The following is a 24183-nucleotide window of genomic DNA, read 5'->3' as shown; positions in this document are numbered from 1 at the left end:
GGTTCTAGGAAGAACATGAGGTGCTCGGGCGACTCCGACGCCGCAGGACGCAGGCGATGAGCATCGAAGCCACCAGTGCCAATACCGCTGTGCCAGCTCTTGTGGGCGGGCTCGCGGTTGGCGTGATCGGGCTGCGCTTCGTGACCGACAAGGCCGAATGGGATCGGCTCGTCGCGCTGGCTCCCACACCGCATCTGCCGCAGGATTTCGCCTATGGCGCCGGCAAGGCTGCGACGGGCTGGACGGTGACGCGCGTTGTCTTCGAGGCCTCTGGCCGCGCCATCGCCTTTGCCACTGTGCTGCATCTCCGCCGCTTCGGCGTGACGCTGCTCAACCGCATCAATCGCGGACCGGTGTTTCTCATTGAGCCTGCGGACGAGCAGGTACTGGCCGTCTACCGCGCCATCCGCAACCGCTGGGGCCGCATCTGGACCGCGCCGCTCTCGATCGCCCCTGCCCTTCCCACCGGGGAACAGAGCGACGCACTGCTGCGTCGCGCCGGCTACCTGCTGCGCCATCGGCAATCCTGGCAATCGGGCCGCATCGACCTGACTGTCGGCGAGGACGCACTGTGGAGCCGCATGGCCTCGACTTTCCGCAACCGCACGCGCCAGGCCGAAAAGGCCGGCGCGGAACTGCGCATCGCCGGCGATGCCGCAACGTTCGAATGGATGATCGCGCGGCATATCGAGAACATGGCCGAAAAAGGATTCGATGCAGCCAGCCCAGTGCTGCTCCGGACGCTCCGTGAGACGTCGCCAGACAACGTCACCGTGTTTCAGCTGATGCAGGCGGGCGAGGCCGTGGCGGGGATGTCGGTTGTCCGCTTCGGTAACCATGCCGAGTACCACATCGGTTGGTTCGGGCCGGAAGGCCGTAAGTTGAACGCGGGCAACTTCCTGATGTGGAACGTGATGCGCGAACTGAAGCGGCGCGGCGTCGCGATCTTCGACGTCGGCGGGCTGAAGCCGGGCGACGGCTATACGCGCTTCAAGCGCACGATGAAGCCGGACGAATACCAGCTCGCCGGCGAGTGGATGAGTTTCTAGGGCAGTTTTTGATGGTCGCGCCTCCGAACGCAAGGTTCGTAGAGCGCATCGTTGGCGGAGAGGGACCGATGAGCCTGATGGATGTGGCGCGTGGCGCCTATGTGCGAAGCCCCACTTTCCTGCGCCGCGGGCTGGCGCCGCTGGTATCGCTGGTGCCGACCGGGCTGAAATTCGGCCGGACCTACAAGCACTGGCGCAAGCGCATCGCGCGCGCCCACGCCGACAACTCCTGGGCCGCGGCCGAGCATCTCACCGCGCTTCGCGAGTCAGTGCAGCGCGCCCACGCCTCGAGCCCGTTCTATCGCGACATGCTCGACAAGGCCCTGGGTGCCGGCTTCGATCTGTCGAGGTTCGAACTGGCCGACCTCGAACGCCTGCCGATCCTTCGCAAGGAAGAAATGCGGGCCGCCGGCGATGGTGCATTGACCGTGCCCCGCGCTACGGCCGACCGCGGCGACACCAGTGGTTCGAATGGCGAAAAGCCGTTCTCGTTCTACCTCGACAAGGACCGCAGCGCCCGCGAGATGGCCTTTGTCTACGACAACTGGAGCCGGGTGGGCTTCACCGAGTCGACGCCCAAGGCCGTGCTGCGCGGCTTCGGCCTCGATCCCAAGGGCATGTACATCACCGAATGGGAGCCGGCCCTGCGTGAGCTGCGCCTGTCGGTGTTTCCGATGTCGCCCGAGGATGTCGGGCACTATCTCGACCTGATCGACCAGCACAAGATCCGGTATCTTTACGGTTATCCCTCGGCGATGGAGCTGATGGCCCGGCATATGTGCCGCATCGGGCGCCAGCCCAAGCTGCCGCTCAAAGGGATCATGCCGATCTCCGAGCCGCTCTACCCGCACCAGCGACGCTGTATCACCGAGGTGTTCGGGCCGGTGCCGTTCGCCAATTTCTACGGCCTGAGCGAAAAGGTCCTCTTCGCTCGCGAGATCGACAACGAGGGTCGCTACGAATTCGAGCCGCTCTACGGCGTCGCTGAACTCGTGGACGAAGACGGGATCCGTATCACCGAGCCGGGCCGCGAAGGCCGTCTGATCGGCACCAGCCTGACCAGCAAGGCCATGCCGTTCTTCCGCTACGACACCGAGGATCGCGCGACGCTCGTCGCCCTGCCCTCGGACGCCAACGGCCAGCGGCTGCGCGTCGAGCGACTGATCCCCCGCCGCAAGCCGGATTTCCTCGTTTCGGCAACAGGCAATCGCGTCGTGACCATCGACTTCACGCCGGAAAACCCGCGCTACTTCCAGGGTATCGAGGAATACCAGTTCTACCAGGATCGCCCGGGCTACTGCACCATTCGCTACATCCCGACCGAAGACGGCACCGAGCAGGATGCACTGCGTGTGGCGACTGGCCTCGGCGAGCGCGCCCACAGCCAGATCATCTTCAACGCTGTCAAGGTCGACCGGCTCGCCGGTGGCCGCGCCGGAAAGCGCGCCTTCATCGACCAGCGGCTGGACATTTCGAAGTACTAGCGCGACGGGGGCAAAGTCCCGTCGCGCATTACATCCCGAGCGCCTTCAGCATCTTCGCATCCGGTACCGCCGGCCCGGTCGGCAGAATGACCGTCATCCCGTAAGGGTTGGAATACTCCCAGATCGCCCAGGGGATGTCGTGGCGCTCGGCGTCGGTGCGCAGTGCCGCGAGGTATCGCCGCCGGTCCGCATCGAAGGCACCCATCCGGCCATCGGCGGACATGAGGATGGCACCGAACTCGCCCATGAACAGCCGGGAGGTCGGGATGGAATTCACCTTGGCCCAGGCAACGGCCTCGCCGACCCGTGCCACCATTTGCGCTTCGCCCCACCCCTCGGCAAAATACTCGGCGATAAAGGGCGCCACCGCCTGGAGGTTGCGCGCCTGTTCGGCGGGATCGAGCCCGGCAATGTCCATCTGCGTTTCCAGCATGGTCACCACCGAGTCCGGCGTGCCTTCGCTGGCCGGCCACGGCAGGCCGGAGGCGAAGCCACCCTCGGTCTCCGAGCGCTGATGGGTGAATGAATGCGGCTCGTACATATGGAAGCTATAGAGCAGGTTCGGATCGTCGAACGAGGGGACAAGGTCGGTCAGCCCGGTGATGCTGCCTCCGCAGGCGCCGGTGACGACAATGCTGATCTCGGCGCTGATGGCGCGGATCGTCGCCACCGTCTCAGCCATGATGGTCTGCCAGTCATCGCTGCCGCTTGCATCGCAGGGGTAGTGCGCCGGCTCGTTATAGGGCTCGAAGATCACCCGGTCGGTTCCCAGCGGCAGCAGCATCTTCGCTACGTCGGCGGTCATCGCGACATAGCGCGCGCTCTCGGGCGTGTCGGCGGGGGCATTGATCACGTCGACGCCATACTGCGCGACCTGCGTGACCGAGTGGAGGTTGAACACCACCGTGAGGTCGGCCGCGAGGAGCTTCTTCGTCGCCTCCGAAAGCACCGCCAGCGCCTCCTGTCGGCGCTCGCCGTCAGTCGCGAGCAGCGGGCCGGGATCGACTGTCAATCGGACGAAGTCGAAGCCGAGGGCCTTGATCGCCGCGAACGGATCACCGGCGGGCCAATCGGTCGCCGGACGATCGTTTGCCAGCCACTCGTCGACCGTCCGGTACGGCGGCCAGCGATAGCTGCCATCAGTCGCGAGCGGCGACCAGTTGAGCCACTGGTGCAGCCCGACACCGCGATGCAGCACCGGCGGAGTCGAGACCGCGGCGGTGACGCTCAGCAACAGGGCGACGAGTGTGGCGGCTAGGCGCAGCATCGGAATCTCCATCTCAGGCTCCGATGTTAACCGCCTGATGCAAAAGGCAGGTTTCACCGTCGGCAGAAATCGGCGGCATGGTGTATCAGAGGTCAAAAGCGGATCGTGGAATGAAGCTCGGCTGGTATATCAACCGCCTGCGCAGCATGGAGCCGGCCGAAGTGGCGCACCGCTTCGTCGAGGCGGCGAAGAAGCGCGCCTCGCGCGGCCGCCACGAGGGCTGGGAGCGCTACCCTGCCCCGCTCCGCATCGTGCCCATACCGGGTGTGCGCGAGCGCATTCGCGGGGCCGGTCCAGATCACCGGGCGGCGATCGGCGCGGCTGCGGCAGACATCCTAGCCGGACGCTTCGGCGCCCTCGGCCGCCAATGGCCGGATCGTTCGCCGGACAACCTGTTCCCCCCGGAGTTGTGGCGGCTCGATCCCGTGACCGGCGGGCTGTGGCCGGGGCCGAACGCTTACGCGTTCGACATCGATTTCCGCCACGACGGCAGCCTCGGCGACATCAAGTATGTGTGGGAGATCAACCGGCTGCAGTTCCTTGTTGCCCTGGCGGCTGAGGCCATGCTGACCGAGCGACGCGAGCCGATCGTCGCCATCGAGGCCGCGATTGCCAGCTGGCATGCCGCCAATCCACCCTTCCGCGGTGTCGGCTGGGCCTCGGGCATCGAGGTCGCACTGCGCGCCATCAGCCTGATCCTCGTCGCCGGCATTGCCGGCCCGCAAGTGTCGCGCCAATGCACCCGGCAGATCGGCGAGATTCTTGCCGCGAGTGCGTTCTGGCTGCCCCGCTACCCTTCGAAATACTCCTCCGCCAACAATCACCTCGTCGCCGAGCTGACCGGCGAATACCTGCTGGCACACACCCTCGACCACAGCACAAGGCATGCCGGGGCCAAGCTCGTCGCCGAGACGTTCCGCCAGATCCTGCCCGATGGCACGCCCGCCGAGCAGACCCCGACCTATGGCGCCTTCACCGCCGAGATGATCCTCCTCGCCGCCTCGATCGGCGGCACCACCGGCCATCCCTTCCCGCGCGCCCCTCTCGATCGGCTTGGGGCCTTCGCCGATTTCGTCGTCGCGCTGGGGCAACCGACGCCCGGCTATGGCGACGATGACGAAGGCCGCGTGCTGACCCTCGGCCCGGAGCCGGATTATGCCGCCTCAGTGGCGTCGGCCATCGCCGTTCTCCTCGGCCGGCCCGGCCCAGCCCCGCGCCCCGGCGACCTCCGGGCGCTGATCTTCGGCGCGCCACCGCTGGTCGCCAGCCGCCGCAAGGGCCTGACCACCTTCCCGGATGGCGGGCTCAGCGTCTGGCATGGTCGCACGAACGGCCGAGACGCCCGGCTGGTGCTCGATCATGGTCCGCTCGGCTACCTCTCGATCGCCGCCCATGGCCATGCCGACGCGCTGTCGCTGACCCTCAGCCTCGACGGCGAGCCGGTGCTGGTCGATCCCGGCACCTATCTCTACGGCTCAGGTGGCGCATGGCGCAGCTGGTTCCGCTCAACCCCGGCGCACAATACGCTGAACCTCGAGGGCCAGAGCCAGAGCACGATGTCGGGCGCCTTCAACTGGTCGCACAAGGCCATAGCCCGGCTTGATGAATCGGGGAATGAACCTAACACTTGGCTGCGGATGAGCCACGACGGCTACCTCAAGCGCTTCGGCCGCCGCCATCAGCGCACCATCGAAATCCATCCCGGCCGGATCGCGGTGACCGACCAGCTGCTCGGCGGCCCGCCCCTCGACGCGGAAATCGTGTTCCAGCTGGCGCCCGGACTGGTAGCCGAGGCGGACGGCAGCTCGGTGCTGGTGCGCCGCAACGAAGACCGCCTGCTGCGGCTCGATTTCCCCAGCTCGCACATCGCAATCGCCATTGGCGAGGACCGTCCCGATGGCGGCTGGGGCTCGCCGCGCTTCGGGCAAAAGCTCCCGGCCGCCCGGCTGAGCTGGCGCGGCCCGGTCGGCGAAGGCGCCGTCACCACCTGGCTCACCCCGCTCGCCCCTTCCGCGCTTGACACCCACCCCACCCAAACCTAATAAGGCCGCGCGCCACGCGCCGCCGGCCGGTCCTCAACCCGCCCGCAACCGGGGCGGAGTAGCTCAGTTGGTTAGAGCAGCGGAATCATAATCCGTGTGTCGGGGGTTCAAATCCCTCCTCCGCTACCATCATAAAAGCCGACACATCCAAGCCCATGAGGCTGGACAGGTGTCCGCGGGTCTTCACTTCATACTCTTCTCCTGCCTTTCTTGGGCGCACTACAACGCTTTCGACCAGTGACCGGAAGGTGCCGGCAATCTCCAGATCGGCAGCGCTTCCTTGTTGGCGATGATCGCGGCCAATGCCTCCAAGTTGTCAGCGAACCGCTGGACGGCCTGCGGATGCAGCTCGACAACGTTGGTCACGGTGTCGGCGGTGGCCAGTTCCGCTTCTATACGGTTCTTCTCTTTACGGGCCGGCACTAGGATAGCAGCGGCCTCCGCATCTGAGATGAGGCCTCTTGCGATTGATGCCACGGTGCGGGCGATCTCGGTGTTCGCAGTTGCCATACATACCGATCTGCACGGTATCCATGCGTCCGCCATTGACGCAGTTCATTTCGATGCCGCGAAACTCAAGCATCTTGCGGATGCCCGGCTCGATCAGCGATGTCGCGCGAGATGCAATCGGGGGACTCGGCGATCAAAACGTCGAAGCCATGGCCACGCTTAGCCGTAGCGGATACGGCGCCAGCGATGTGGTCGCTGTCCAGCGTCGCAATACGCAGCTGATTGTGTACGTGTTCTGACAACGACGGAGCTGGAACGAAAGCCTGAGCTCCAACGTTCCCAACGTGACCTTTCTGGTCCACAGACCCCATGCCCTCGGGGACCTGTCGCCGCTCCGCCACCCGCGGGGCGGCTTTCTTCCTTGTGGGGGTCTAGGAACATGCAAATGAGCACTGAAAGTCTGTTGATCATACTCCTCGTCGGCCTGATCGCTGGGTGGCTGGCCGGCCTGATCGTGAAGGGTTCTGGACTTGGCTTAATCGGCGACATGGCCGTCGGTATTGTCGGGGCATTGATCGGTAGCTGGCTGCTCCCGCAACTTGGCATCGCCTTAGGATCCGGCGTGGTCGCGGCCATAGTGAGTGCGACTATCGGTGCAGTCATCCTTCTCGTCATCATCGGCCTCGTGCGGCGCGGCGGTGGCGGTGGACTGTTTCGACGACGTTAGCCTTGTGGGTTCGCAACGTCCGCTTTGGCCAAGGCCGTCACTCATCAATCTCTAGTCGGCGGCGGATTCCTCGACCTTGTCCAAGTCACTCATCGACAGGCCGGCACGCTTGAGACCTTGATGCAGGCCAAGCGCCTGTAGCCTTCGTCTCAGTCCCTCAGAGCGTCTCCGCTTCTCGAGCGCACGCCGCAAAACGTACCCGGTTGACGCCGTCATTCTACGCGTGCCCCCTATTGACGGGCATAAGTCTCGAGCGGGTATTTGCTACCGAGCGCGTAACGATGCGTGGGGCAATTTGATGCCAGAATAGTGCTCTCGACTTCGGAACAGGCGCCTATGACCCCGATCTGGCATGCCCTAGCTACCAATCTCGCAGTAGCCGCTCTTTTCTTTGCCTTGTGGGCTCTTGCCCAGCCCCTACTCGAAGATCAGCGGCGGCCGGCGAGACACCTCGCTTTGGGTGTCAGTATGGGAATCGGAGCGGTCACCTCGATGCTTTTGTCGGTGGAGCTGCAGCCGGGCATGTTCGTCGATCTTCGCTCCTCGATGATAGCGGTCGCAGGGTTCTTCGGTGGCCCCGTAGCCGCGCTGGTGGCAGGCGCCATGGCCGCACTCTACCGAGTGTCGGTGGGAGGACCAGGAGCAGTTGCTGGTCTCACTGTCATCGGGCTGGCGGCGCTGATCGGCATCGCGGGCTCGCTGCTTCGCCGTGGCAAGCCGGTGACGGCAGGCGGTATCCTTGCGCTGGGAGCGGCGGTCTCAATCATCAACTTTGTCGCCATCTCGTCCTTACCAATCGCGGCAGAGGTCGTGTCCCGGTTCGGCATCTCCTTGTCGCTGTTGGCCTTCGTTGCGACGGTCGTCGCCGGGCTGTTCATCCATGTAGGGAGCAGGCTGGCCAGAGACCGTGTGCTGCTGCGCGCTGCCCTCACTCAGGCTCCCGACTTCCACTACTTGAAGGACCCGGCCAGTCGGTTTACCGCAGTGAACCAGAGCGTGACGACCTTCAATGGTTATGCCCGACCCGCCGACATGATCGGCAAGACCGACTTCGACCTGACCGACGCCGAAAGGGCCGAGCGGCTCTATGCAAAGGAACAGGAGATCATGCGGACCGGTCGGCCGCAGCTCGATCTTGAAGAAAGACTAGTCGACGACGAAGGCACTGAGCAGTGGTTTTCCACCTCGAAGGTGCCGTTGCGGGACGCTGATGGCGAAATCATCGGGCTGGCTGGCGTCACGCGGGACATTACTGCCCGTCGGCGCCTGGAGGCGGAGCTAACAGATAGCCGGAACCTGTTGTCGTACGCCGTGTCGGAGATGTCGGACGGTCTGGCGATGTTCGATCGCGCGGGACACCTAGTCTACTGCAATGACCGCTACCGCTCGATGTTTCCGCTCACTTCGGAGGAGCGAAGGTTGGGCTCCAACATCCGCGATATTCTCAAAGCGGTGGTCGAAAAGGGCGAGCAGTTGAACCTCGGCGACCCCGACAAGTGGATTAATGACGTGATCACCTCCATGCAGGTCAACGGTGAAGAGCAGGTGAGCTTGCTCGATGGCCGCTGGTTGCAGGTCCGAACGCGACCGACCCTTGACGGAGCGTCCTTGGTGGTCGTGTCCGACGTGACGAGCATGAAGAAGGCGGAAGCCGAGCTGATGACGCTCACCGGCCAGCTCCAGGTCCTTGCTAGCACTGATGCGCTGACCGGGCTGATGAACCGGCGCGCCTTTGACGCGGCAATCGGCGAGGAAGTGGAGCGTAGCGAGCGCAACCGCAGGCCTCTCAGCTTAGTCCTCTGCGACGTGGACCGCTTCAAGACATATAATGACGACTACGGGCACCAGGCGGGGGACGAGTGTCTGAGGGCTGTTGCGCGCTGTCTCAAGGGGGCGCTGCTTCGTCACGACGATATGGCTGTTCGCTATGGCGGCGAGGAATTCGCTGCCCTGCTGCCCAACACTGACGAGGACAGCGCCAACATCATCGCGGAGCGTGTCCGCAGCTCCTTGTTCGATCTCGGGCTGCAGCACACCAGAAGCGAGCATGGCGTCGTCACAGTCAGTGCGGGCATCTCGACCTACCCAGGCCGAGCTCGTCGCCGAAGTGCAGAGCAGTTGGTCGCCCGGGCGGACGTCGCACTCTACGATGCCAAGGCCGCAGGACGGAACCGGGTAACCGGGTGGCGGCCGACCCCCGAAGCAAGGAGGGCCCGACTCTCGGGATAGGAGGGGTTTGGCGATGGCTGCCTTACGCTAGAACCGGTGCCCGACCAGGGCGCGCTGTTCTAGTAACAACAGTTAGTACCCGGATGGGACCACGTGGAAAGGCGCTAATCGACCATCCGGACGCCCGTGCCTAGCGGAGAAGCCCGTCTCGTTCGAATTCGGCCCAGCCGAGGAGCTTGAAGCGATCCTCTTCATCCTGACCTTCAGGGGGTGGTGTGCCCGCAGTGTCAGCCTTCTCGGCTCGCGTGACCTGTGCCTTCCACGCTGCGCGTCGTCTGTTTTCTCGCGCAGCCTTCGCGTCATCCTCGCGCCATTGCTCGATCAAGGCTCGGTCCAGAATGTCCTCCACCACCCGAGGGTCGAAAACATGGAATGTAACCTTTCTGGCGCGGCCGCGGAGTTTAACTGTTCGTGTGCCGGCGCTGGGCAAGCGGCCATCCTTGAGCCACCGGTGCCTCTCGGTCGATTTGATCGACAGGATGTCCTCAACTTCGCGCGGGAGGACGGGCTTTTTCTCAACGCCCTCCAGCACCTTCGCGACTATAGCCGATGCTTCTTCGAACTCGCGCCCCCTTTCCTCGGGCATGACAAGCGTCAATTCCCGTGACCGAACCGACAGTGCTTTCTTTGCAGAGTTGGGAAGCCGGGCGCGGACCTCGAGAAAGACCCCCTTAGACCTGACCGAGGAGCCCATCGTCGCCGCATAGGACAAAGGCCAACAATTCTGAAGTTGGTTGGTCGCGTCGCTCTTCGCTCTCTGCTTCATGGGTATGTGAGGGGGGTGGGCCGAGTTATCTAGTCGTTGGCCGCGGTGAGAGGAGGCTTGTCTGTCCTCTCGCGAGCAGCGAGCTGTTCTTCGAGGGCCCGAAACCAATAGTCCTTCTCGCGTCCAAAGGGCCGACCGTCTCGCTCCCAAAGGTGGTAGGCCACCCGCCGCACGCTTTGCTCGAAGTCGAGATCAACGAATTTGTCGGTATCGTGGTACATGGTTTGGCTCCACTTCTGAACGGACTTTGCATGAACGATCCGCCAGAGTGTTCGCAGCCGCTAGTCGAACCGATTGGCGGCCGGTGGATCGCTGGCCGGAAACGACTCGTCTGAGGCCTCGTCGAGCGCCGTCCATGGCCGTTTTGGGCGGTCCCGCATTGCTTCGGGGCCGGCAGCCCGGACCTGGACGTCGCTTTCGCGGGTCCCGACGGCCTTCGCGTCACGGAAGGCGGCTTTGGGTTTCTTGTCGGGAGGAACGGTGAGAAGCATGCTGCGACCATTGTTGTTGAGACAAATCAATGAAACGTGCGGCGAAAAGGTTGCTGTCGGCCGCTAGCGCCCCCTGCAAACCGATAGGCGTCTAACTTTCGTCGTCAGCCGCAACGCCTGGCCGCCGCCGTTGTCTACGGAACCCGTTGGCTTCGACGAGGTTACGCTTGTGAGTGTCGAGACGCGTCACCCGGACGTGGTGGTATGGCGAGCCTTGTGGTTTTTCGGTTCCCCCTGGGGTCAACAAAATCGCAGACGAGCGCTTTTCTTACCCGCTCTGCACTCCAACCCCAAGCTCGGGGACCTTTACGGGGCGGCTCGTTTGCCGCGGATTCGGTCAGGTCCCACCCAAGGAGAAAAACATTGAGAACAATTACAGGGCTTTTTGATAGCCACGACCAGGCCGAACAGGCAGTGCGCGCACTCCGGGATGCGGGCATTTCGAGCGACGACATTTCAATCGTGGCCAACAATGCGGAGGGCCGCCACGGCGCCGATGACAGCGACAGCGTTGCCGAAGGCGCTGGTGCCGGTGCCGGCGTGGGGGCCGTTGTAGGCGGCACCGGTGGGTTGCTAGCCGGGCTCGGCATGCTGGCGATCCCCGGCGTGGGGCCTGTAGTGGCCGGCGGCTGGCTTATCGCCACCGCGATCGGCGCAGTAACCGGCGCCGCAGTGGGCGGCGCAGCTGGCGGCATCATTGGGGCTTTGACCGAGGCTGGCGTCGATGAGCGCGATGCGCACGTCTATGCCGAAGGCATTCGCCGCGGCGGTACGCTCGTTACCGCCCGCGTCGACGACAATCGTGCCGATGCCGCTGCGGCCATTCTGCGCCACGCCAACCACGTCGACATCGAAGCCCGCCGACGGGACTACGAGGCCGAAGGTTGGGAAGGGTTCGACGAGAACTCCGAACCCTACCAGCCCGACCAGATCCGGGATTATCGAGCGGGCCTGGTCCCGCCCCCGGTCTTTCGCAATTAATGCCACAGGCCTGTATGCGCTTCGGCGCATGCAGGCCACTCGCCCCTCAAGGCAATCAATCAGCTTCGACTTGAGGGGTAGGAAGGCCAAAAACCGCTCGTGTCGGCTCACGGTTTGGAAGAGGCAACAAACCCGGGGACACGGAACACCGTCATAGTCCGTGCATCCGGTTCGCATACTGCAATCCTACGACTGCGCCTTTGATCGAGGGCAACGAGGCCAGTGGCAACACTACGGCCGCAAAACTCATGCCAAGAAGGTAAACCCAAGGTGGAACGCCGCCTCCGTCCCCCTGGAAGTGAAACAGTCCGATGACCAGGATGTGGCCCACGATTGTGATCGCAATGTAGGCGGGCAAATCATCGGCCTGTGCCCTTCCTAGTTCCAGGTCGCAACTGGAGCATCGGTCGGCGACCTTCAGATATTTGCGGTAGAGACGGCCCATACCGCACCGAGGGCACCTACAGCGCAGGCCGTTTACAATAGCCGGCCACAGCTCCCGCTTCGTGTCCTCGGTCAAGGACGTTTGTCCCCGTTTGGCCGGGTCTCCTGCTCGATGCCGTGACGCCTGCGTAGGTCCCGCCGAAAAGCCTCCGGCAAACTCACCTTGTTGAGAATGTCCAACACGACCTGCTGCTGCGTCATCGGGTGCTCTTCCCTCGGCAGTCCGCGCGCCCGTGCGATTGCCTGGCTGACGGTATCGCGAACGCTCGGCGCTGGGGGCTTGTGAGGTAGTTTCGGTCGGCTCATCAATGCCACCGATCCGCATCCCGCGGGTTCCGGCGCTGCATCTCGTTCTCGTAGACCTCGAGTGCCATCGGACTTTCGATTATCTCTATCAGGCGGCCGAGTGCTTCCTGCGCGCTGATGCCGCTGTCGGACGGCAGGTAGTCGTAAAGCACGTCGGACACCATCACGACGATGTCGTCGGCGCTCACCGGGTCATGGCCGAGCTTTTCCTTCACTTCGGTGAGGTGGCGGTGCATGGACCGCTTTTTGTTTGGTGAGGGCGTCACTGCCGACATGGCGAACTCGGGTACATCATTCACACAATGGCGGGGCTACGAGTCAGTTCCAGGTCCGAACGATTTGCACACACGCAAGACTATTGCGATTTAGCAACCGCCGAACCGGTTCCATTCGCCCACTGCTCCGCCGGCGGCGGGAATGACGTGCTAGCGATCATGTTGCGCAGGTGCGTATGCCGCGGCAGAACCCACCCTCTCCAATGCTTGCCTCGCCTCTCCTACAAAGGAAGCGCGTGCCGCGAGTCGTAACGACGCCTCTGCCGAGGGGTATCAATGTTAGCAGAATGAGTGCCCCGCTAACTCCCTATTCCTTTGACTTCAGGCGATGTCGAGCGCTGTTAGTGCACAGCAAGCCCGCAGAAAGCATCCTCTCTCACGTGTCGAGAGTCAGCCGGACCCAACAGGTCAGGCCGCGTGATCTGCTTTGTCCGAGATGCCGCAGGGGACCTGCGGCAGCTTGCCAGGAGGCCCGATGGCTAACCCTTCAGAAGTGACTCGTGGCAGGCATCGCAAGACGACTTGGTGGCTGACCGCTTTCGCCCTCATCGTTTGCGCGGTCGGCCTTTCGATTTGGATCGGGTCCGCGCTCTCTACCTTCTGGTGACAGCAATGAAGAGGTTCTTCTTCCATGTTCGGCGCAACAATGTGCTTTTCGAGGATACTCGGGGCAAGGCCTTGTCCGGCCTGCCGGCAGCGCGGGCCTGGGCTATGACCGACGCACGGTCCCTCATCAATGAGGACGCCCTCGACGGTGACCTTTCGACCTACTGGATAGATATTGCGGACGCGTCCGGCACACGGCTGGCCACGATGCCTATTGCCGGGGTCGCAGAACAACGGGTTGGCTTGAATGAGTGAGGTCAAACATCGGAACTCATCGCTGCAGTCAGCTGCAAAACGAACGGCAAAGGCGGCGACGGGGCCATTCTCCGAGCCTCTTGGCGGTTGGAACATTGAGGCGGCGCGCCTCCGTGGTCTGCTTGCTTCTTCGCATCTCAGCTCGGCCCAGCGTGCCGAGGCTCATATGAAGGCGGCAATACTGCTGTCGAATGTTCGCCAGTACGAGCGCGAGATGTGCATAGCGCTCGCTGGGCTTCCGCATCACAGCCTGATCGACGACCTGATGAAGTCGTACAGTCGGCTCGCCTCCCAGCTGGAAGGCGTCATCTAGCGGCCGCGACATGATAGCGAAGCGGCTCTCGCAAGGGGAGCGGGGTTGCCCCTGTCACAGTGCGACTGTTGGGTGACCTTTAGGTCCCGTCAACATCTTCGACAGCGTCGTCGCGTTCTTGATCGCGTATCCGTCGAAGTCGTTGTTGAAGTAAATCCACACGCGCTTGGCCTTGGCTTTGCGGATTCGACAAGCCCAGTCAGTCAGTTCGTCGTGGCTGTAATCATGGCGATACCACCTCTCGACACCGTGAAACCGGATGTAGATGTCGTCCGCCGTTTTGATCACTTGGTCCGGCAGGCGCGGCCCGCTGCAGGAGCAGAAGATCGTCCCTGCCGCCTGGAATGCCGCGTAGACCTGTTCATTCCACCAGCTCGGGTGGCGAAACTCGACCACGTTGCGCCGTGCAGGATCCAACTGGTCCAGGATATTGTGCAACCGGGCGGGCGAGTAATGGTAGCTGGGCGGCAGCTGGAACAGGAAGCAGCCCATCCGGGGCCCCAGCAGGTCGGCGATGTACCCAAAGTCCCTAACGAGGGTCTCGGTGTTCTCGAACTTCCTGAGATGCGTGATGAGTTCCGAAGCTTTGACGGTGTAGACCATCGGCCGGCCTTCGGCCTGCTTACGCCAGGACTCCACGGTCCTGAGAGTCGGCCAGGAATAAAATGGCGCGTTCAGTTCGACCGTGCTGAAGTGGTCGGCATAGTGGGAGAACCAGTCCTTGGTCGGCAACTGCGTCGGATAGAAGCTGCCTTTCAGATGCCAATAGAACCAGCCTGAGCACCCGACATTCAGGGCCGGCGGTGTCGAGGCCTGTGGCGCGATCCCCAACTCTGCCGCGCGCAAGCGGGCGTTGTGCATCTTGCCCGCCCGCAAGACCGCAATCTCGCGTTGCTTGTTGCGCTTTTCAGCTTTCTTTGCGCGGCGCTCGTCGGCCGTCAGGCTGGGCTGAGTCATCCCTGATGAACCAGACGGGATCGAAATAGTTCACAGTTGGCGCAAGCGGGGCCGATATGGGATTGCAGTGGTGGCTCCTTAATCGGCTTCGACAGAATCGGCCGGGGAACTTCACCGCGGACGCTCTCAGGTGGGATCAACATGGCCCGCGGGGTTGCGTTCCCGCCAATGGAAATGGGTGCGTCGGGCACTCGGCTCATTCCAATAACTCGGCTTCCTCGATGAATTTGGCAACGTAACCGCGCGAGCTGAGTTGCCCTCTCTCCACCTACGAGGAGAATGACATGTTCTTGCGCGTCGATCGGCGGATTACCGAACTGCCGCCGCCTAAGAAGCAGGCTGCGCTCGATCGCTTCCGGACCCTCGCCAGCTGGCGACGGGAGCGGGTGTGGCCGATGGCGGCAACGCCTTGCCTCGAGGCCACCACCGCCCGTCAGGGCAACAGCCTGATCATTACCTGGATGTTCGAGGCGGGTCCTATATCGATGGCCATTAACCCCACCGGTGCGCCGGCAGATATGGCCTGCGTTATCGACGGGCCCCTCGTTTCCACGGGCAGCTTCTCGCACGTTGGCGACGTGCTGCGCCTCGGCCCCTGGTCCGCAGTCTCGTGGTAGCGTTGCGGCGTACCAAATCTGCGGATCGAAAGCAGGCGTAACGCGTTGAAGTTGCTCCAGAGTTCCTGGCGATTCAGTACCCGAGACAGGAGACGCAAATGGGTTTCGACGGAGTTGGTTGGCTGGCTGCGATCATTATCGGCGGCTTGGCGGGTTGGCTTGCAAGCCGGTTCATGAATGCCGGAAGTGGCGTGTTCCTGAACATCGTTTTGGGTATCGTCGGTGCGATTGTGGCGAGCTTGCTGCTCGGCCTGCTGGGCATCTCGTTCGGCGGATGGCTGGGATATCTGGTGGCGGGGTTCATCGGCGCCTGCATTCTGATAGCCCTTGGCCGCGCATTCTCCGGCCGGCGCGTGTAGCAGCGTGGCCGCTACGTGGAGCGGCCACAGCTCCCCTCAGATACCTGGCGGTCGCGTCGATTCGACTCGTATTGCCACAATCGGGGGCTGTCCCGATATCGTTGCTGGGCTCACCGGGGGCATCTGGCTTTGCCGGGTGGCTTGGTGTTCCTACGCCGGTCCTGATGTTCACCCAGTTCATCGACGAAGTTGGGGTCTTCCGCGGAAACATGCCAGCGAACGACGGCATAACCAAACAACTGGAGGAACTTCATAGGTGGGCCGCTGTACTCAAGACTCTCCGGCCAGCGCAGGAAGGCATTGACAGAAGGACGGCCTGAGCGGCTTTGACTCAAGGGGGCCATCGCTGGGAGTCCGCTTTGCGCCTGAAGCCGACGGTCGTATTTCGGAGCATCGCGGCGTGCGTCGATGGGGTGCCGCTATCGGGCGATCACAAGATATATCGGCTCGATCGCAACCCTTTGGACCGTTGGAGCTTGCTTAAGTGGCGCCGCTTGTGGCGCACATAAGTAAGGACAACCCATGGGAAATTCTCTGGACTATCCTCATCGGCTTCGTCGCCGGCGTGATCGCCAAATTCATCGTGCCAGGACCCAACGAACCCTCCGGTTTCGTTCTTACCGCGATACTCGGAATTGTGGGGGCCGTCCTCGCCTCCTATGTGGGTCAGGCGCTGGGTTGGTACTCGGCCGGCGAGGGTGCCGGTCTTATTGGGGCAGTCCTCGGGGCCATCGTCGTCCTGCTGATCTGGGGCGCTGTGTCCCGCCGTCGCGCGTAAGGAGGCTGTCATGGCCAATCGAATGCCATCAATGCTGGCGCTGCTGGGCCTCCTCGCGGTCGCCGGATATCAGAACCGCGACAAGATCTCGGATGCGCTCAAGGGACTCCAGTCGAAAACTCCCGGAAGCGCACCGGGAGGCGGCCTCGAGGGCCTTCTGGGTGGACTGGGTGGATTGCTCGGTGGGGCCGGAGGCAGCGGTGGCCTAGCCGGCGGACTCGGTGAACTTCTCAACACCTTCAAGAATTCAGGGCAGGCCGAAACCGCAGATTCCTGGGTAGATCCGAGCGTTCCGACCAAGGGCCTTTCCACGCAAGAGGTGGAACAGGCGATAGGCGAAGAAAACCTTGCCGAACTCTCTCGGGCCACCGGCCTGACACGAGAGGACCTGCTCGCTCGCCTCGCGACGGCCATTCCCGATACGGTGGACAAGATGACTCCTGACGGCCGTATGCCAAGCGAGGATGAGGCGCGACGGTTCTTTGCCTAGCGACGAGAAGGGAAAGCGCATCTCGTACCATCCCCTACCGGCGAGGCGCGATCATGGATGACCGGCTTGAGCGGCCAGCCCGACGGCTGGCTCTAGTTTCCGCTGTGAGCCGGGCGGAGATACCCGCAGTCCCACCAAACGGATCGGCCGACATGTCACAAACGACGCGAACTATCGTCACCGACTTCAATCCCGTAGTCCGCGGTCCCTCACCAGGTCATGACTCCGTGGCACCGTCATCCGAGGTGTGCGGCATTCCCGAATGGGTACTGTAGAGCCTCACACCGAGTTCGGTGATTTCGAGAAGTACCAGTCTGATGGCATCGCTAACCGGTGCAAGCTCGGAGGCGGCCTTCGGACTTTTCGCGGCCACCTCGGTGACGGTTTCGTTGAATGCGCTGATGTCGTTGTAGATCGACCCTGCGGTCTCCTCCACGGCCGTCAGTTGCGCCTCGTCAGCCGGATTCTGGCGACTGGCAGCGGCCAGCAGAGTCAGGCGGGCCGCCTCGGCATTCCACTTGTGGATGTTCGCTCCGAAGTGCTGCAGCCGCTCGACAATTTCCTCGTTTGTGGACATTGCAACCTCATTGATGACCGTTGTTCAACGGGTCGTCGAGCCAATGGATGCACCCCACGTCTGAATGATTTCGGTGGCAGAGCTGCGCTATTCGCTCAGCATCTCCAGTAATCGGCGGAATGATGTCTCCAGGTCAGCAATCCGCGGATTGGCCGGCTCGCCGGCAAGAGCCGCGTGAAGTTGATCCATTGCTCTGCGGATTTCGGCGGCCAGCGCTCGCTTCTGCTGAACCACCAAGAGCAGTTCTGTTTCGGTGCTGAGCCGGGAGGCCTGTTTGGCAGCAAGGCGAGCCGCCGCCAGATTCCACCGACTGAACATGGGAACAAGCGGCGCAAGTATCGCCCTTGCCTGTTGGTTGGCTACGGCGCCAGCGGAACGTGTTCGTTGCGTGGTCTTCTCATGCATCAAGTCGGTCTAGAAGGTCTGCCGCCGCGGCGCATTACCTTAGGTTAAGCCAGCTATCGTCGCAGCTTTTCGAGGTGCAGGTAGGTTGGATCGAACTGCCCCAGCTCACGCAGCAACGGCCAGTCGACGATCTCGACGAAGCCATCCTCCCATTCGAGCGCACCGGTGCGCCGCAGCCGCTGCAGGGTCCGGTTCGTGTGCACGATTGACAGCCCCAGGGCATCGCCGAACTGGGCCTGGGTCAGGGGAAACGGATAGCTCTGTGAGCGGGCCAGTCCAGCCATCTGCGCTCGGACAAACTGCTCGCAGAAGAGGTGCGCCATCTGTTCATCCGCGGTCAGCCGACCCTTCGTCACCATCCACTGGCGGTGAATTGCGCCGTCGAGCAGTGTAAGCAGCCAGAGCACCCTCGTCAGGTGCGGGTAGGTCTCGGTGATCCGCATCAAACTCTTGTGCGGAAAGGTCACCACCTCGCAGTCCGTGATGGCGGTCACTGAGTGATCCATCACCTGTAAGGGAAATGAGTGGAGGTCGACGAAGTCGCCGGGGATATGGAGGCCGGTGATCTGCCGCCCGCCATCCTCAACTGTCGAGTACCTCGCCGTCATTCCCGCTACGACCAGCGTGCTGAAGCTGGGGCGCTCGCCTTGCGTGACAAGATCCTCGCCGGCCGCAAAAATATGGGCTGTGCCGGCGGCGGAAAGGATGGCTGCCCGTTCCTCATCCGACAGGTCATCTCTCACCGACACCATGGAGAAGAATGGGCCGAAGGTGCTGAGGTCTGGTTTTGCCATGCTATTGTGCGTCTGGGGCTTGGCCGCTGATGACCTGGAGTTCGTAGTCTAGCGACACGTCGAACTGAGGTCCCTCGGCGGTGCGAACGTGGATGGAGAGTTTGCGCTCGTCGCCGTTCGACGGGAGGTTGTCCCGGGCCATTTCGGTGAGTGCAAGCGTAGCCTGCAGCCTGGCGGCGGCAGAATCGGGAAGATCGATCCCGGTATCGTCGCGCGACAGGTCAGCCCCATCGCGGACGTCGAAGAAATAGATCATTTCAATCCCGAGTGAAGCGCACCTGCCCAACTGCTGGTGCGTCAGGGAAACGGGTGTTGGCGGCATGCGTTCCTTCGTGCTGCATCCACGCGCGGATCAGCTGACGCACGGGACGTTGAGCTTCATCGCAGCGAGGCGCCATCTTTTTTCGGTCCAGTACCCAGACCGCACACGGGTGGCATCGCGGTAAGCCCGACACGTCGTACTGGGTTTCTTCTTTAGTGGCCATTTAGCCCTCGAGCTCGAGAACGGACGGAATCGCAACTCGACTGCCCTTCGGGTGGTCGAGCGAACAAACCGAACCCGGCGAGTGAGGTGCCCCACTCGGCCGGGTTGATTGAGAGGAAGGGTCAAGCTGCTAGTGCAGGTCCGCCGTGCCGTTGCCGTCGCCAATGGCCTTGACGGTTTCGTCATAGACCTTGGCAGCGCCATCCTTGCCTTTCTCGTAAAGTTCGGCGACGCGGGACTTGCCCTCCTCATAGACGTCGGCGGCGACGTCGATGGCTTTGCCCCTGACCTCGTCGGCCAGTTCGCCCACCGCGCTGTCTTCCTGATCGGTGTGCGGCAGCGCCGCACCGAGTGCGGCGCCGGCCGCAAAGGCCAGTGCACCGGCGACCAGCGGCTGGTTCTGGAACGAGTCCATGATCACGCGAGTGGCGCGGTCGGTCTGGTGCTGGGCACTGCTACCCAGGTGCTGGGCTTGGTGCTGAACATTTCCCAGCACATCGCCAACCTGATGGCGCAGGTCGTGCCAGGCCTGCGAGGCCCAGCCGGCCGCTTCATCGATCCGGTTGCCCGCTTCGTCCTGGAAGTCCTGGATCCGATGCCCGGTTTCATCGAGAAAGCCGCCGAACTTCCGGCCCGCGTCGTCGATGAATTCGCCTGCGCGGTGGCCGAGTTCGTTGGACTCGGCCTTATATCTCTTTCCGCCGGCGTCTTCGAATTCGCTGTACCAGGTACCGGTATCGTCGGCTGCATGGCTCACGCGGCGAAGGCCGCCTGAGACAGTTGCATAGGCATAGTCGCCCCTGCTGCGGCTCGGTTGCGCAACGGAGGCAGGCGCCGAGAGCTTGGGTCCCTGCCCGGTCATAAGCCAGACAAGACTGATCCCGAGGAGTGCCGCCGGCAGCGGGTTATTCGATACCGTCTGGCCAAGGTTGGCGGCAAAGTGCTGGCCGCCGTCCTTGCTGTAGCTCAGCAGCTCGTCCACCAGTTGCCCGGGGGACAGCCGATCCTTGATTTCGCCGATGCGGTTTTCGATGCGCTGGCGCTGCTGTTCAACTTCCTGCTCCAGCTGGGCAGAATCTTTTCCGTAGCTGCTCATCACAGGCTCTCCTTAACGACCTCGGCATCGCGCGCGAGGGAATGGGTTGTGCGGTCGAGATCGAAGGTGGTCGCCTTCCAGGCCTCGAGGCTCTTCGAAATGTAGCTCCAGGCGATGATGCCGACGACGCCGGCCACCACGATGGAGGCAATGAAACCTGATGCCTGCTCGGACATCCCAATGGCGACGAGCATCCATGAGAGCCCGATCACCAGTGCCGATAGAAAGACGCCGACGGCGCCGATGGCGAGGACGCCTCCAATGGCCAGGCCCTTAGAGGCTGCCAGCACATCGCCGAGTTTTTCGGACGCCTCGGTCTTGGCCAGCTGGATTTCCTTGCGGAACAGTCCGGAAATGTCGCCGGCGAGCCCGCCGAGCAGATCCGTGAGGGTGTGGGGTCGCTCAGTATCCGCCATTTCGGCCTCCCTCGTTGAACACGGCGGCCGAGGGGTTCGAACCCGACTGCATTGAGCTTTGGCCCGACCCCGGAGGGTTCGCCCCGTAGCTCGGACCGGACGGGTTCGACGCTGGGGTCGACGTTGAGTCGGGCTTGCGCGAAGCGGAGGCGAGGACGAAGCGGGAGGCAATGAAGCCAAGCAGTGCAGCCGCGCCCATGAAGGCCGCAGGCTGCTTCCTGCCGAAGTCCTGCGCGATGCCGATGATCTGGTCGACATCGTTGTCGCGTACAGTGGACGTCAGCTTGTCAGCGCCATCGGCAAGCATCCGCACATAGCGGCCGCCCGGCTCGCCCTTGGTCTCCAGCTCTCCAGCCACTTTTTGCAGGGCACCGCTGACGCCGCCCAACTGGTCGGCGAGCAGATCCTTCTGGTCCGAGGCAATCCCCTTTGCCTTCTCGGTGGCGTCAGCAAGCTGCGTGACCGCTTCCTCGCCGATAGCGGCGGCCTGCTGTTTCACTTCATCGCCAAGCTGCGTGAGATCCGACTGTGCCGTATCGGCGAGCGATGCAGCATCGTCCCGAATGCGCTCCGGGCTGAAATCGTTATCGTTGGGATAGTTGGGGGCGCTCATGGCACTGCTCCTTTGGATGCACGGGGGCTGTCGAAGAAGACGCCGCGCCGTGCCTGGTCAGATTCAACTTGTCGAATGCGACAACGTTCCGGTGGCGTCGGAACTCAATTTCGTCGCCCCGACGGAACGATCGGTCGGCAGCGACGCTAGGCTCGAAAGACGCGCATCCGCGAGCCAAGGAGTTCCCATGCCCAAGACCCCAAAGTCGACGATCGCATACGGCGACCAGACCATCGTGCGCGGCGAAGGCGGCGAAACGCATCAGCGGGTCGAGGAGGGCTATGACATTCTCACCACCCAGCAGGGCATGCCTGTTGCCGACGACCAGAACACGCTGAAGCAGGGCGCGCGCGGCCCGGCCCTGATTGAGGACGCGCATTTCCGCGAGAAGATCTTCCACTTCGACCACGAGCGTATTCCTGAGCGCGTGGTGCATGCCCGCGGATACGGCGCGCACGGGTTCTTTGAGACTTATGAGCCGCTAAGCGAACTCACCCGCGCCGACCTGTTCCAGCGTGCTGGTGAAAGAACACCGGTGTTCGTGCGGTTCTCGACTGTCGCCGGCAACAAGGGTTCGTTCGACCTGGCGCGCGATGTCCGTGGCTTTGCCGTGAAATTCTACACCCAGGAGGGCAATTGGGACCTCGTCGGCAACAATATCCCGGTGTTCTTCATCCAGGACGCCATCAAGTTTCCCGACATCATCCACTCGGTGAAGGACGAACCTGACAAGGCCTTCCCCCAGGCGGCGAGTGCCCACGACAACTTCTGGGACTTCATCTCGCTCACCCCCGAGTCGATGCACATGATCATGTGGACGATGTCGGACCGGGCCATCCCCCGCTCCTTCCGCTTCATGGAAGGCTTCGGCGTCCACACCTTCAGGCTGATCAACGCCAAGGGCAAATCAACCTTCGTCAAGTTTCACTGGAAGCCCAAGCTGGGGATGCAATCGGTCGTCTGGAACGAGGCGGTGAAGATCAACGGCGCCGATCCCGACTTCCATCGGCGTGACCTATGGAATGCGATCCAGTCCGGCGATTTCCCGGAGTGGGAGCTGTGCCTCCAGACCTTTGACCAGAAATTCGCCGACGCGTTCGACTTCGATGTGCTCGACCCCACCAAGCTGATCCCCGAGGAACTGTTACCGGCAACACCGGTCGGCCGGCTCGTGCTCGACCGCATGCCGGACAATTTCTTCGCGGAGACCGAGCAGGTGGCGTTCATGACGCAGAACATCGTGCCCGGCATCGATTTCTCCAACGATCCGCTGCTGCAGGGCCGGAATTTCTCCTACCTCGACACCCAGCTGAAGCGGTTGGGTGGGCCAAACTTCACGCACCTGCCGATAAATGCGCCGAAATGCCCGTTCCACAATTTCCAGCAGGATGGCCACATGGCGTTCCACAACCCCAAGGGTCGGGCCAACTACGAGCCCAACTCATGGGGCACCGAGATTGGTGGGCCGCGCGAAACCGAGGCGGGATTTCAGACCTTTCCCGAGGACGCCGATGGCCCCAAGCAGCGCCTGCGCTCAGAGAGCTTCGCCGACCACTACAGCCAGGCGCGGCAGTTCTACATCAGTCAGTCCCTCATCGAGCAGCGACACATTGGCGGTGCACTGGTGTTCGAGCTGAGCAAGGTCGAGGTGCCGGCGATCCGCGAGCGCGTTGTCTCGCACCTGATGAACATCGACGACGGCCTGGCCCAGACTGTCGCAGATGGTCTCGGCCTGACGTCGCTACCAAAGGTGGCACCTCCGACCGTTGCTCCGCGCACCGACCTCCCCCCTTCCGACGCCCTCAGCATTCTCAAGAACCCGCCGGGAACGTTCAAAGGCCGGAAGCTTGGCGTGCTGATCACCGATGGCGTAGATGCTTCGCTGCTCGACACCCTCAGCGCCGCTGTGACCGCAGTAGGTGGCACGATGGAACTGATCGCGCCGAGCGTAGGCGGGATAACCGCAGCGGACGGAACAATTCTCTCCGCGCATCACAAGATCGACGGTGGACCCTCCGTGCTGTTCGACGCAGTGGCGGTTCTACCCGGCGACGAAGGCGTCCTGTCTCTGCTCAAGCTGCCGGCCGCTCGAGACTTCGTCTCGGACGCCTACGCCCACTACAAGTTCATCGGCTTTTCCCCGCCGGCAGAGAAGCTCTTTGCCAAGGTTGGACTGCCCGACGATCTCGACGACGGGTTCGTTGCCCTGACGGGCAGTGACGCAGACGCGTTCATCGACACATGCGGCGACCTCAGGTTCTGGGACCGACCAGACGGGGCGTAGCCTTGGAGGCACCTCGAACCGCCAGTTGCAGGTCCGAGCGGAACCGATCGTCCCCCCAGGACTTCTGCCAGCGGCGCTGGCTCAAAACCAAGAAGAAGGAAGAAGAAAATGAAAAAGCTGATCCTTGCCTCATTGGCAGTTTTCACACTGAGCAGCGGCACCGTTCTGGCTCAGAGTGACGCCGCCACCGCTGTTGGCGGCACAGCCGGTGGCGTCAGTGGCGCTGTTGCCGGCGGGCTGATTTTCGGGCCCATCGGAGCGATCATTGGCGGCTTCACTGGTGCCGTGATCGGCGCGACCGTCGTATCCGAATCCTCGATCGAGTATGCACGGCTGAATCCGACGGAACCCGTGATCATCGAGGGTGACATCGATGTGGGCTACGTCGTTCCCGAAACCATCGTCCTCCATCCGATCGACGGTGATCCAGGGTACGCATACTTCTATACGAATGACCGGCTGTACTTCGTCGAACTCAGCAACCGCACGGTGGTCTATTCACCGGGTGTAGTGGTCGCCGAGAAGTAAGCTCCACAAGTGACGGCGCCGGCCCATCGCCTGCGCCGTCAAACTTTGCGGCAGCGGGGCCGGGGGCCAAGCCAGGTCGCCATCGATATTGGCGCTGTGG

Annotated in this window: 30 protein-coding genes and 1 tRNA gene; 16 read left to right on the top strand and 15 right to left on the bottom strand. The window is 62.9% G+C overall.

What is annotated here, in order from left to right:
* The first annotated feature begins 56 nt into the window (after positions 1-56).
* Positions 57-1049 carry a lipid II:glycine glycyltransferase FemX gene (locus tag ACOYW5_RS21940; protein WP_423067003.1) on the top strand — a complete coding sequence of 331 codons (993 nt, stop codon included), beginning with the start codon at positions 57-59 and terminating at the stop codon, positions 1047-1049.
* A 68-nt stretch (positions 1050-1117) separates the two neighbouring features.
* The gene (locus ACOYW5_RS21935) at positions 1118-2533 is read left to right on the top strand and encodes a hypothetical protein (RefSeq protein ID WP_423067002.1); all 1416 of its coding nucleotides are present in this window, start codon (positions 1118-1120) and stop codon (positions 2531-2533) included.
* A gap of 28 nt (positions 2534-2561) precedes the next feature.
* Here ACOYW5_RS21935 and ACOYW5_RS21930 read toward each other — a convergent pair whose 3' ends face one another.
* Positions 2562-3800: a glycoside hydrolase family 5 protein gene (locus ACOYW5_RS21930; protein WP_423067001.1), complete on the bottom strand. Its 1239-nt coding sequence runs from the start codon at positions 3798-3800 to the stop codon at positions 2562-2564.
* Between the two features lie 110 nt (positions 3801-3910).
* Between ACOYW5_RS21930 and ACOYW5_RS21925 the strand changes: the two genes are divergently transcribed.
* On the top strand, positions 3911-5842 hold the full coding sequence (locus ACOYW5_RS21925) for a heparinase II/III family protein (RefSeq protein ID WP_423067000.1): 1932 nt from the start codon (positions 3911-3913) through the stop codon (positions 5840-5842).
* Positions 5843-5894: 52 nt separating this feature from the next.
* Positions 5895-5971, top strand: a tRNA-Met gene (locus tag ACOYW5_RS21920).
* Positions 5972-6061: 90 nt separating this feature from the next.
* Here ACOYW5_RS21920 and ACOYW5_RS21915 read toward each other — a convergent pair.
* The gene (locus ACOYW5_RS21915; RefSeq protein WP_423066999.1) at positions 6062-6352 is read right to left on the bottom strand and encodes a hypothetical protein; all 291 of its coding nucleotides are present in this window, start codon (positions 6350-6352) and stop codon (positions 6062-6064) included.
* 35 nt (positions 6353-6387) lie between these two features.
* Here ACOYW5_RS21915 and ACOYW5_RS21910 point away from each other — a divergent pair, with 35 nt between their 5' ends.
* From ACOYW5_RS21910 to ACOYW5_RS21900, 3 genes are all read left to right on the top strand, one after another.
* Positions 6388-6591, top strand: a complete 204-nt coding sequence (locus tag ACOYW5_RS21910; protein ID WP_423066998.1) for a hypothetical protein — start codon at positions 6388-6390, stop codon at positions 6589-6591.
* Positions 6592-6731: 140 nt separating this feature from the next.
* Entirely contained in the window at positions 6732-7019 is a 288-nt protein-coding gene (locus ACOYW5_RS21905; protein ID WP_423066997.1) for a GlsB/YeaQ/YmgE family stress response membrane protein, read from the top strand.
* Between the two features lie 336 nt (positions 7020-7355).
* Positions 7356-9248: a diguanylate cyclase gene (locus tag ACOYW5_RS21900; RefSeq protein WP_423066996.1), complete on the top strand. Its 1893-nt coding sequence runs from the start codon at positions 7356-7358 to the stop codon at positions 9246-9248.
* A gap of 130 nt (positions 9249-9378) precedes the next feature.
* Here ACOYW5_RS21900 and ACOYW5_RS21895 read toward each other — a convergent pair whose 3' ends face one another.
* Genes ACOYW5_RS21895 through ACOYW5_RS21885 form a run of 3 tightly spaced genes read right to left on the bottom strand, consistent with a single transcriptional unit; the run spans position 9379 to position 10505 of the window.
* On the bottom strand, positions 9379-10014 hold the full coding sequence (locus ACOYW5_RS21895) for a hypothetical protein (protein ID WP_423066995.1): 636 nt from the start codon (positions 10012-10014) through the stop codon (positions 9379-9381).
* A gap of 29 nt (positions 10015-10043) precedes the next feature.
* Positions 10044-10235 (bottom strand): DUF2934 domain-containing protein, encoded by a 192-nt coding sequence (locus ACOYW5_RS21890; protein WP_423066994.1) that lies wholly within the window; start codon positions 10233-10235, stop codon positions 10044-10046.
* A 60-nt stretch (positions 10236-10295) separates the two neighbouring features.
* Positions 10296-10505, bottom strand: coding sequence for a hypothetical protein (locus ACOYW5_RS21885; RefSeq protein ID WP_423066993.1), 210 nt, complete (start codon positions 10503-10505; stop codon positions 10296-10298).
* Positions 10506-10868: 363 nt separating this feature from the next.
* Here ACOYW5_RS21885 and ACOYW5_RS21880 point away from each other — a divergent pair, with 363 nt between their 5' ends.
* Complete coding sequence (locus ACOYW5_RS21880; RefSeq protein ID WP_423066992.1) at positions 10869-11486, top strand: general stress protein; 618 nt, start codon at positions 10869-10871, stop codon at positions 11484-11486.
* Between the two features lie 151 nt (positions 11487-11637).
* Here the strand turns inward: ACOYW5_RS21880 and ACOYW5_RS21875 are convergent, their stop codons facing one another.
* Together ACOYW5_RS21875 and ACOYW5_RS21870 are read right to left on the bottom strand one after the other, a co-directional pair.
* Positions 11638-11931: a DUF983 domain-containing protein gene (locus ACOYW5_RS21875; protein ID WP_423066991.1), complete on the bottom strand. Its 294-nt coding sequence runs from the start codon at positions 11929-11931 to the stop codon at positions 11638-11640.
* 304 nt (positions 11932-12235) lie between these two features.
* The gene (locus ACOYW5_RS21870; protein WP_423066990.1) at positions 12236-12472 is read right to left on the bottom strand and encodes a hypothetical protein; all 237 of its coding nucleotides are present in this window, start codon (positions 12470-12472) and stop codon (positions 12236-12238) included.
* Between the two features lie 651 nt (positions 12473-13123).
* Between ACOYW5_RS21870 and ACOYW5_RS21865 the strand changes: the two genes are divergently transcribed.
* Together ACOYW5_RS21865 and ACOYW5_RS21860 are read left to right on the top strand one after the other, a co-directional pair.
* Complete coding sequence (locus ACOYW5_RS21865) at positions 13124-13372, top strand: DUF6894 family protein (protein ID WP_423066989.1); 249 nt, start codon at positions 13124-13126, stop codon at positions 13370-13372.
* The gene (locus tag ACOYW5_RS21860) at positions 13365-13685 is read left to right on the top strand and encodes a hypothetical protein (RefSeq protein WP_423066988.1); all 321 of its coding nucleotides are present in this window, start codon (positions 13365-13367) and stop codon (positions 13683-13685) included. The genes ACOYW5_RS21865 and ACOYW5_RS21860 overlap by 8 nt, the downstream gene beginning before the upstream one ends.
* Before the next feature lie 54 nt (positions 13686-13739).
* On the opposite strand, the gene ACOYW5_RS21855 is transcribed toward ACOYW5_RS21860, so the two are convergent.
* The gene (locus ACOYW5_RS21855) at positions 13740-14642 is read right to left on the bottom strand and encodes a DUF72 domain-containing protein (protein WP_423066987.1); all 903 of its coding nucleotides are present in this window, start codon (positions 14640-14642) and stop codon (positions 13740-13742) included.
* 284 nt (positions 14643-14926) lie between these two features.
* Between ACOYW5_RS21855 and ACOYW5_RS21850 the strand changes: the two genes are divergently transcribed.
* From ACOYW5_RS21850 to ACOYW5_RS21835, 4 genes are all read left to right on the top strand, one after another.
* Positions 14927-15259 carry a hypothetical protein gene (locus tag ACOYW5_RS21850; RefSeq protein ID WP_423066986.1) on the top strand — a complete coding sequence of 111 codons (333 nt, stop codon included), beginning with the start codon at positions 14927-14929 and terminating at the stop codon, positions 15257-15259.
* Between the two features lie 98 nt (positions 15260-15357).
* A complete protein-coding gene (locus ACOYW5_RS21845) occupies positions 15358-15618 on the top strand; it encodes a GlsB/YeaQ/YmgE family stress response membrane protein (RefSeq protein ID WP_423066985.1) in 261 nt (86 codons plus the stop codon).
* Between the two features lie 484 nt (positions 15619-16102).
* Positions 16103-16396, top strand: a complete 294-nt coding sequence (locus ACOYW5_RS21840; protein WP_423066984.1) for a GlsB/YeaQ/YmgE family stress response membrane protein — start codon at positions 16103-16105, stop codon at positions 16394-16396.
* A 31-nt stretch (positions 16397-16427) separates the two neighbouring features.
* A complete protein-coding gene (locus tag ACOYW5_RS21835) occupies positions 16428-16886 on the top strand; it encodes a YidB family protein (protein ID WP_423066983.1) in 459 nt (152 codons plus the stop codon).
* Between the two features lie 217 nt (positions 16887-17103).
* On the opposite strand, the gene ACOYW5_RS21830 is transcribed toward ACOYW5_RS21835, so the two are convergent.
* The 7 genes from ACOYW5_RS21830 to ACOYW5_RS21800 all read right to left on the bottom strand — a co-directional run bounded on the left by ACOYW5_RS21830 (position 17104) and on the right by ACOYW5_RS21800 (position 21271).
* Entirely contained in the window at positions 17104-17463 is a 360-nt protein-coding gene (locus tag ACOYW5_RS21830; protein WP_423066982.1) for a hypothetical protein, read from the bottom strand.
* Between the two features lie 87 nt (positions 17464-17550).
* Positions 17551-17868, bottom strand: coding sequence for a hypothetical protein (locus ACOYW5_RS21825; RefSeq protein ID WP_423066981.1), 318 nt, complete (start codon positions 17866-17868; stop codon positions 17551-17553).
* 53 nt (positions 17869-17921) lie between these two features.
* The gene (locus tag ACOYW5_RS21820) at positions 17922-18662 is read right to left on the bottom strand and encodes a Crp/Fnr family transcriptional regulator (RefSeq protein ID WP_423066980.1); all 741 of its coding nucleotides are present in this window, start codon (positions 18660-18662) and stop codon (positions 17922-17924) included.
* 1 nt (position 18663) lies between these two features.
* Positions 18664-18918, bottom strand: a complete 255-nt coding sequence (locus ACOYW5_RS21815) for a DUF6894 family protein (RefSeq protein WP_423066979.1) — start codon at positions 18916-18918, stop codon at positions 18664-18666.
* A 358-nt stretch (positions 18919-19276) separates the two neighbouring features.
* Positions 19277-20242: a DUF3618 domain-containing protein gene (locus tag ACOYW5_RS21810; protein WP_423066978.1), complete on the bottom strand. Its 966-nt coding sequence runs from the start codon at positions 20240-20242 to the stop codon at positions 19277-19279.
* On the bottom strand, positions 20242-20658 hold the full coding sequence (locus tag ACOYW5_RS21805) for a phage holin family protein (protein WP_423066977.1): 417 nt from the start codon (positions 20656-20658) through the stop codon (positions 20242-20244). The genes ACOYW5_RS21810 and ACOYW5_RS21805 overlap by 1 nt, the downstream gene beginning before the upstream one ends.
* The gene (locus tag ACOYW5_RS21800) at positions 20645-21271 is read right to left on the bottom strand and encodes a hypothetical protein (RefSeq protein ID WP_423066976.1); all 627 of its coding nucleotides are present in this window, start codon (positions 21269-21271) and stop codon (positions 20645-20647) included. Before ACOYW5_RS21800 ends, ACOYW5_RS21805 begins: the two co-directional genes overlap by 14 nt.
* A gap of 187 nt (positions 21272-21458) precedes the next feature.
* On the opposite strand from ACOYW5_RS21800, the gene ACOYW5_RS21795 reads away from it, so the two are divergent.
* Together ACOYW5_RS21795 and ACOYW5_RS21790 are read left to right on the top strand one after the other, a co-directional pair.
* Positions 21459-23555 (top strand): catalase, encoded by a 2097-nt coding sequence (locus tag ACOYW5_RS21795; RefSeq protein WP_423066975.1) that lies wholly within the window; start codon positions 21459-21461, stop codon positions 23553-23555.
* A gap of 108 nt (positions 23556-23663) precedes the next feature.
* On the top strand, positions 23664-24083 hold the full coding sequence (locus ACOYW5_RS21790; protein WP_423066974.1) for a DUF1236 domain-containing protein: 420 nt from the start codon (positions 23664-23666) through the stop codon (positions 24081-24083).
* Positions 24084-24183: the final 100 nt, after the last annotated feature.

This window comes from Devosia sp. CN2-171, assembly GCF_049354815.1.
Classification (GTDB): Bacteria; Pseudomonadota; Alphaproteobacteria; order Rhizobiales; family Devosiaceae; genus Devosia_A.
Note: the sequence above shows the minus strand (reverse complement) of the source record. Positions and strands in the feature narration are given on the sequence as shown.

Bases quoted from the DNA above. Each gene is read 5' to 3' on its own strand.
- ACOYW5_RS21870 (WP_423066990.1), bottom strand. From the start codon at position 12,472: ATGCACCGCCACCTCACCGAAGTGAAGGAAAAGCTCGGCCATGACCCG.
- ACOYW5_RS21850 (WP_423066986.1), top strand. From the start codon at position 14,927: ATGTTCTTGCGCGTCGATCGGCGGATTACCGAACTGCCGCCGCCTAAG.
- ACOYW5_RS21885 (WP_423066993.1), bottom strand. From the start codon at position 10,505: ATGCTTCTCACCGTTCCTCCCGACAAGAAACCCAAAGCCGCCTTCCGT.
- ACOYW5_RS21805 (WP_423066977.1), bottom strand. From the start codon at position 20,658: ATGGCGGATACTGAGCGACCCCACACCCTCACGGATCTGCTCGGCGGG.
- ACOYW5_RS21925 (WP_423067000.1), top strand. From the start codon at position 3,911: ATGAAGCTCGGCTGGTATATCAACCGCCTGCGCAGCATGGAGCCGGCC.
- ACOYW5_RS21800 (WP_423066976.1), bottom strand. From the start codon at position 21,271: ATGAGCGCCCCCAACTATCCCAACGATAACGATTTCAGCCCGGAGCGC.
- ACOYW5_RS21865 (WP_423066989.1), top strand. From the start codon at position 13,124: ATGAAGAGGTTCTTCTTCCATGTTCGGCGCAACAATGTGCTTTTCGAG.
- ACOYW5_RS21930 (WP_423067001.1), bottom strand. From the start codon at position 3,800: ATGCTGCGCCTAGCCGCCACACTCGTCGCCCTGTTGCTGAGCGTCACC.
- ACOYW5_RS21790 (WP_423066974.1), top strand. From the start codon at position 23,664: ATGAAAAAGCTGATCCTTGCCTCATTGGCAGTTTTCACACTGAGCAGC.
- ACOYW5_RS21795 (WP_423066975.1), top strand. From the start codon at position 21,459: ATGCCCAAGACCCCAAAGTCGACGATCGCATACGGCGACCAGACCATC.
- ACOYW5_RS21875 (WP_423066991.1), bottom strand. From the start codon at position 11,931: ATGGGCCGTCTCTACCGCAAATATCTGAAGGTCGCCGACCGATGCTCC.
- ACOYW5_RS21810 (WP_423066978.1), bottom strand. From the start codon at position 20,242: ATGAGCAGCTACGGAAAAGATTCTGCCCAGCTGGAGCAGGAAGTTGAA.
- ACOYW5_RS21900 (WP_423066996.1), top strand. From the start codon at position 7,356: ATGACCCCGATCTGGCATGCCCTAGCTACCAATCTCGCAGTAGCCGCT.
- ACOYW5_RS21905 (WP_423066997.1), top strand. From the start codon at position 6,732: ATGCAAATGAGCACTGAAAGTCTGTTGATCATACTCCTCGTCGGCCTG.
- ACOYW5_RS21860 (WP_423066988.1), top strand. From the start codon at position 13,365: ATGAGTGAGGTCAAACATCGGAACTCATCGCTGCAGTCAGCTGCAAAA.
- ACOYW5_RS21820 (WP_423066980.1), bottom strand. From the start codon at position 18,662: ATGGCAAAACCAGACCTCAGCACCTTCGGCCCATTCTTCTCCATGGTG.
- ACOYW5_RS21815 (WP_423066979.1), bottom strand. From the start codon at position 18,918: ATGATCTATTTCTTCGACGTCCGCGATGGGGCTGACCTGTCGCGCGAC.
- ACOYW5_RS21890 (WP_423066994.1), bottom strand. From the start codon at position 10,235: ATGTACCACGATACCGACAAATTCGTTGATCTCGACTTCGAGCAAAGC.
- ACOYW5_RS21940 (WP_423067003.1), top strand. From the start codon at position 57: ATGAGCATCGAAGCCACCAGTGCCAATACCGCTGTGCCAGCTCTTGTG.
- ACOYW5_RS21895 (WP_423066995.1), bottom strand. From the start codon at position 10,014: ATGAAGCAGAGAGCGAAGAGCGACGCGACCAACCAACTTCAGAATTGT.
- ACOYW5_RS21830 (WP_423066982.1), bottom strand. From the start codon at position 17,463: ATGTCCACAAACGAGGAAATTGTCGAGCGGCTGCAGCACTTCGGAGCG.
- ACOYW5_RS21835 (WP_423066983.1), top strand. From the start codon at position 16,428: ATGCTGGCGCTGCTGGGCCTCCTCGCGGTCGCCGGATATCAGAACCGC.
- ACOYW5_RS21855 (WP_423066987.1), bottom strand. From the start codon at position 14,642: ATGACTCAGCCCAGCCTGACGGCCGACGAGCGCCGCGCAAAGAAAGCT.
- ACOYW5_RS21915 (WP_423066999.1), bottom strand. From the start codon at position 6,352: ATGGCAACTGCGAACACCGAGATCGCCCGCACCGTGGCATCAATCGCA.
- ACOYW5_RS21845 (WP_423066985.1), top strand. From the start codon at position 15,358: ATGGGTTTCGACGGAGTTGGTTGGCTGGCTGCGATCATTATCGGCGGC.
- ACOYW5_RS21825 (WP_423066981.1), bottom strand. From the start codon at position 17,868: ATGCATGAGAAGACCACGCAACGAACACGTTCCGCTGGCGCCGTAGCC.
- ACOYW5_RS21935 (WP_423067002.1), top strand. From the start codon at position 1,118: ATGAGCCTGATGGATGTGGCGCGTGGCGCCTATGTGCGAAGCCCCACT.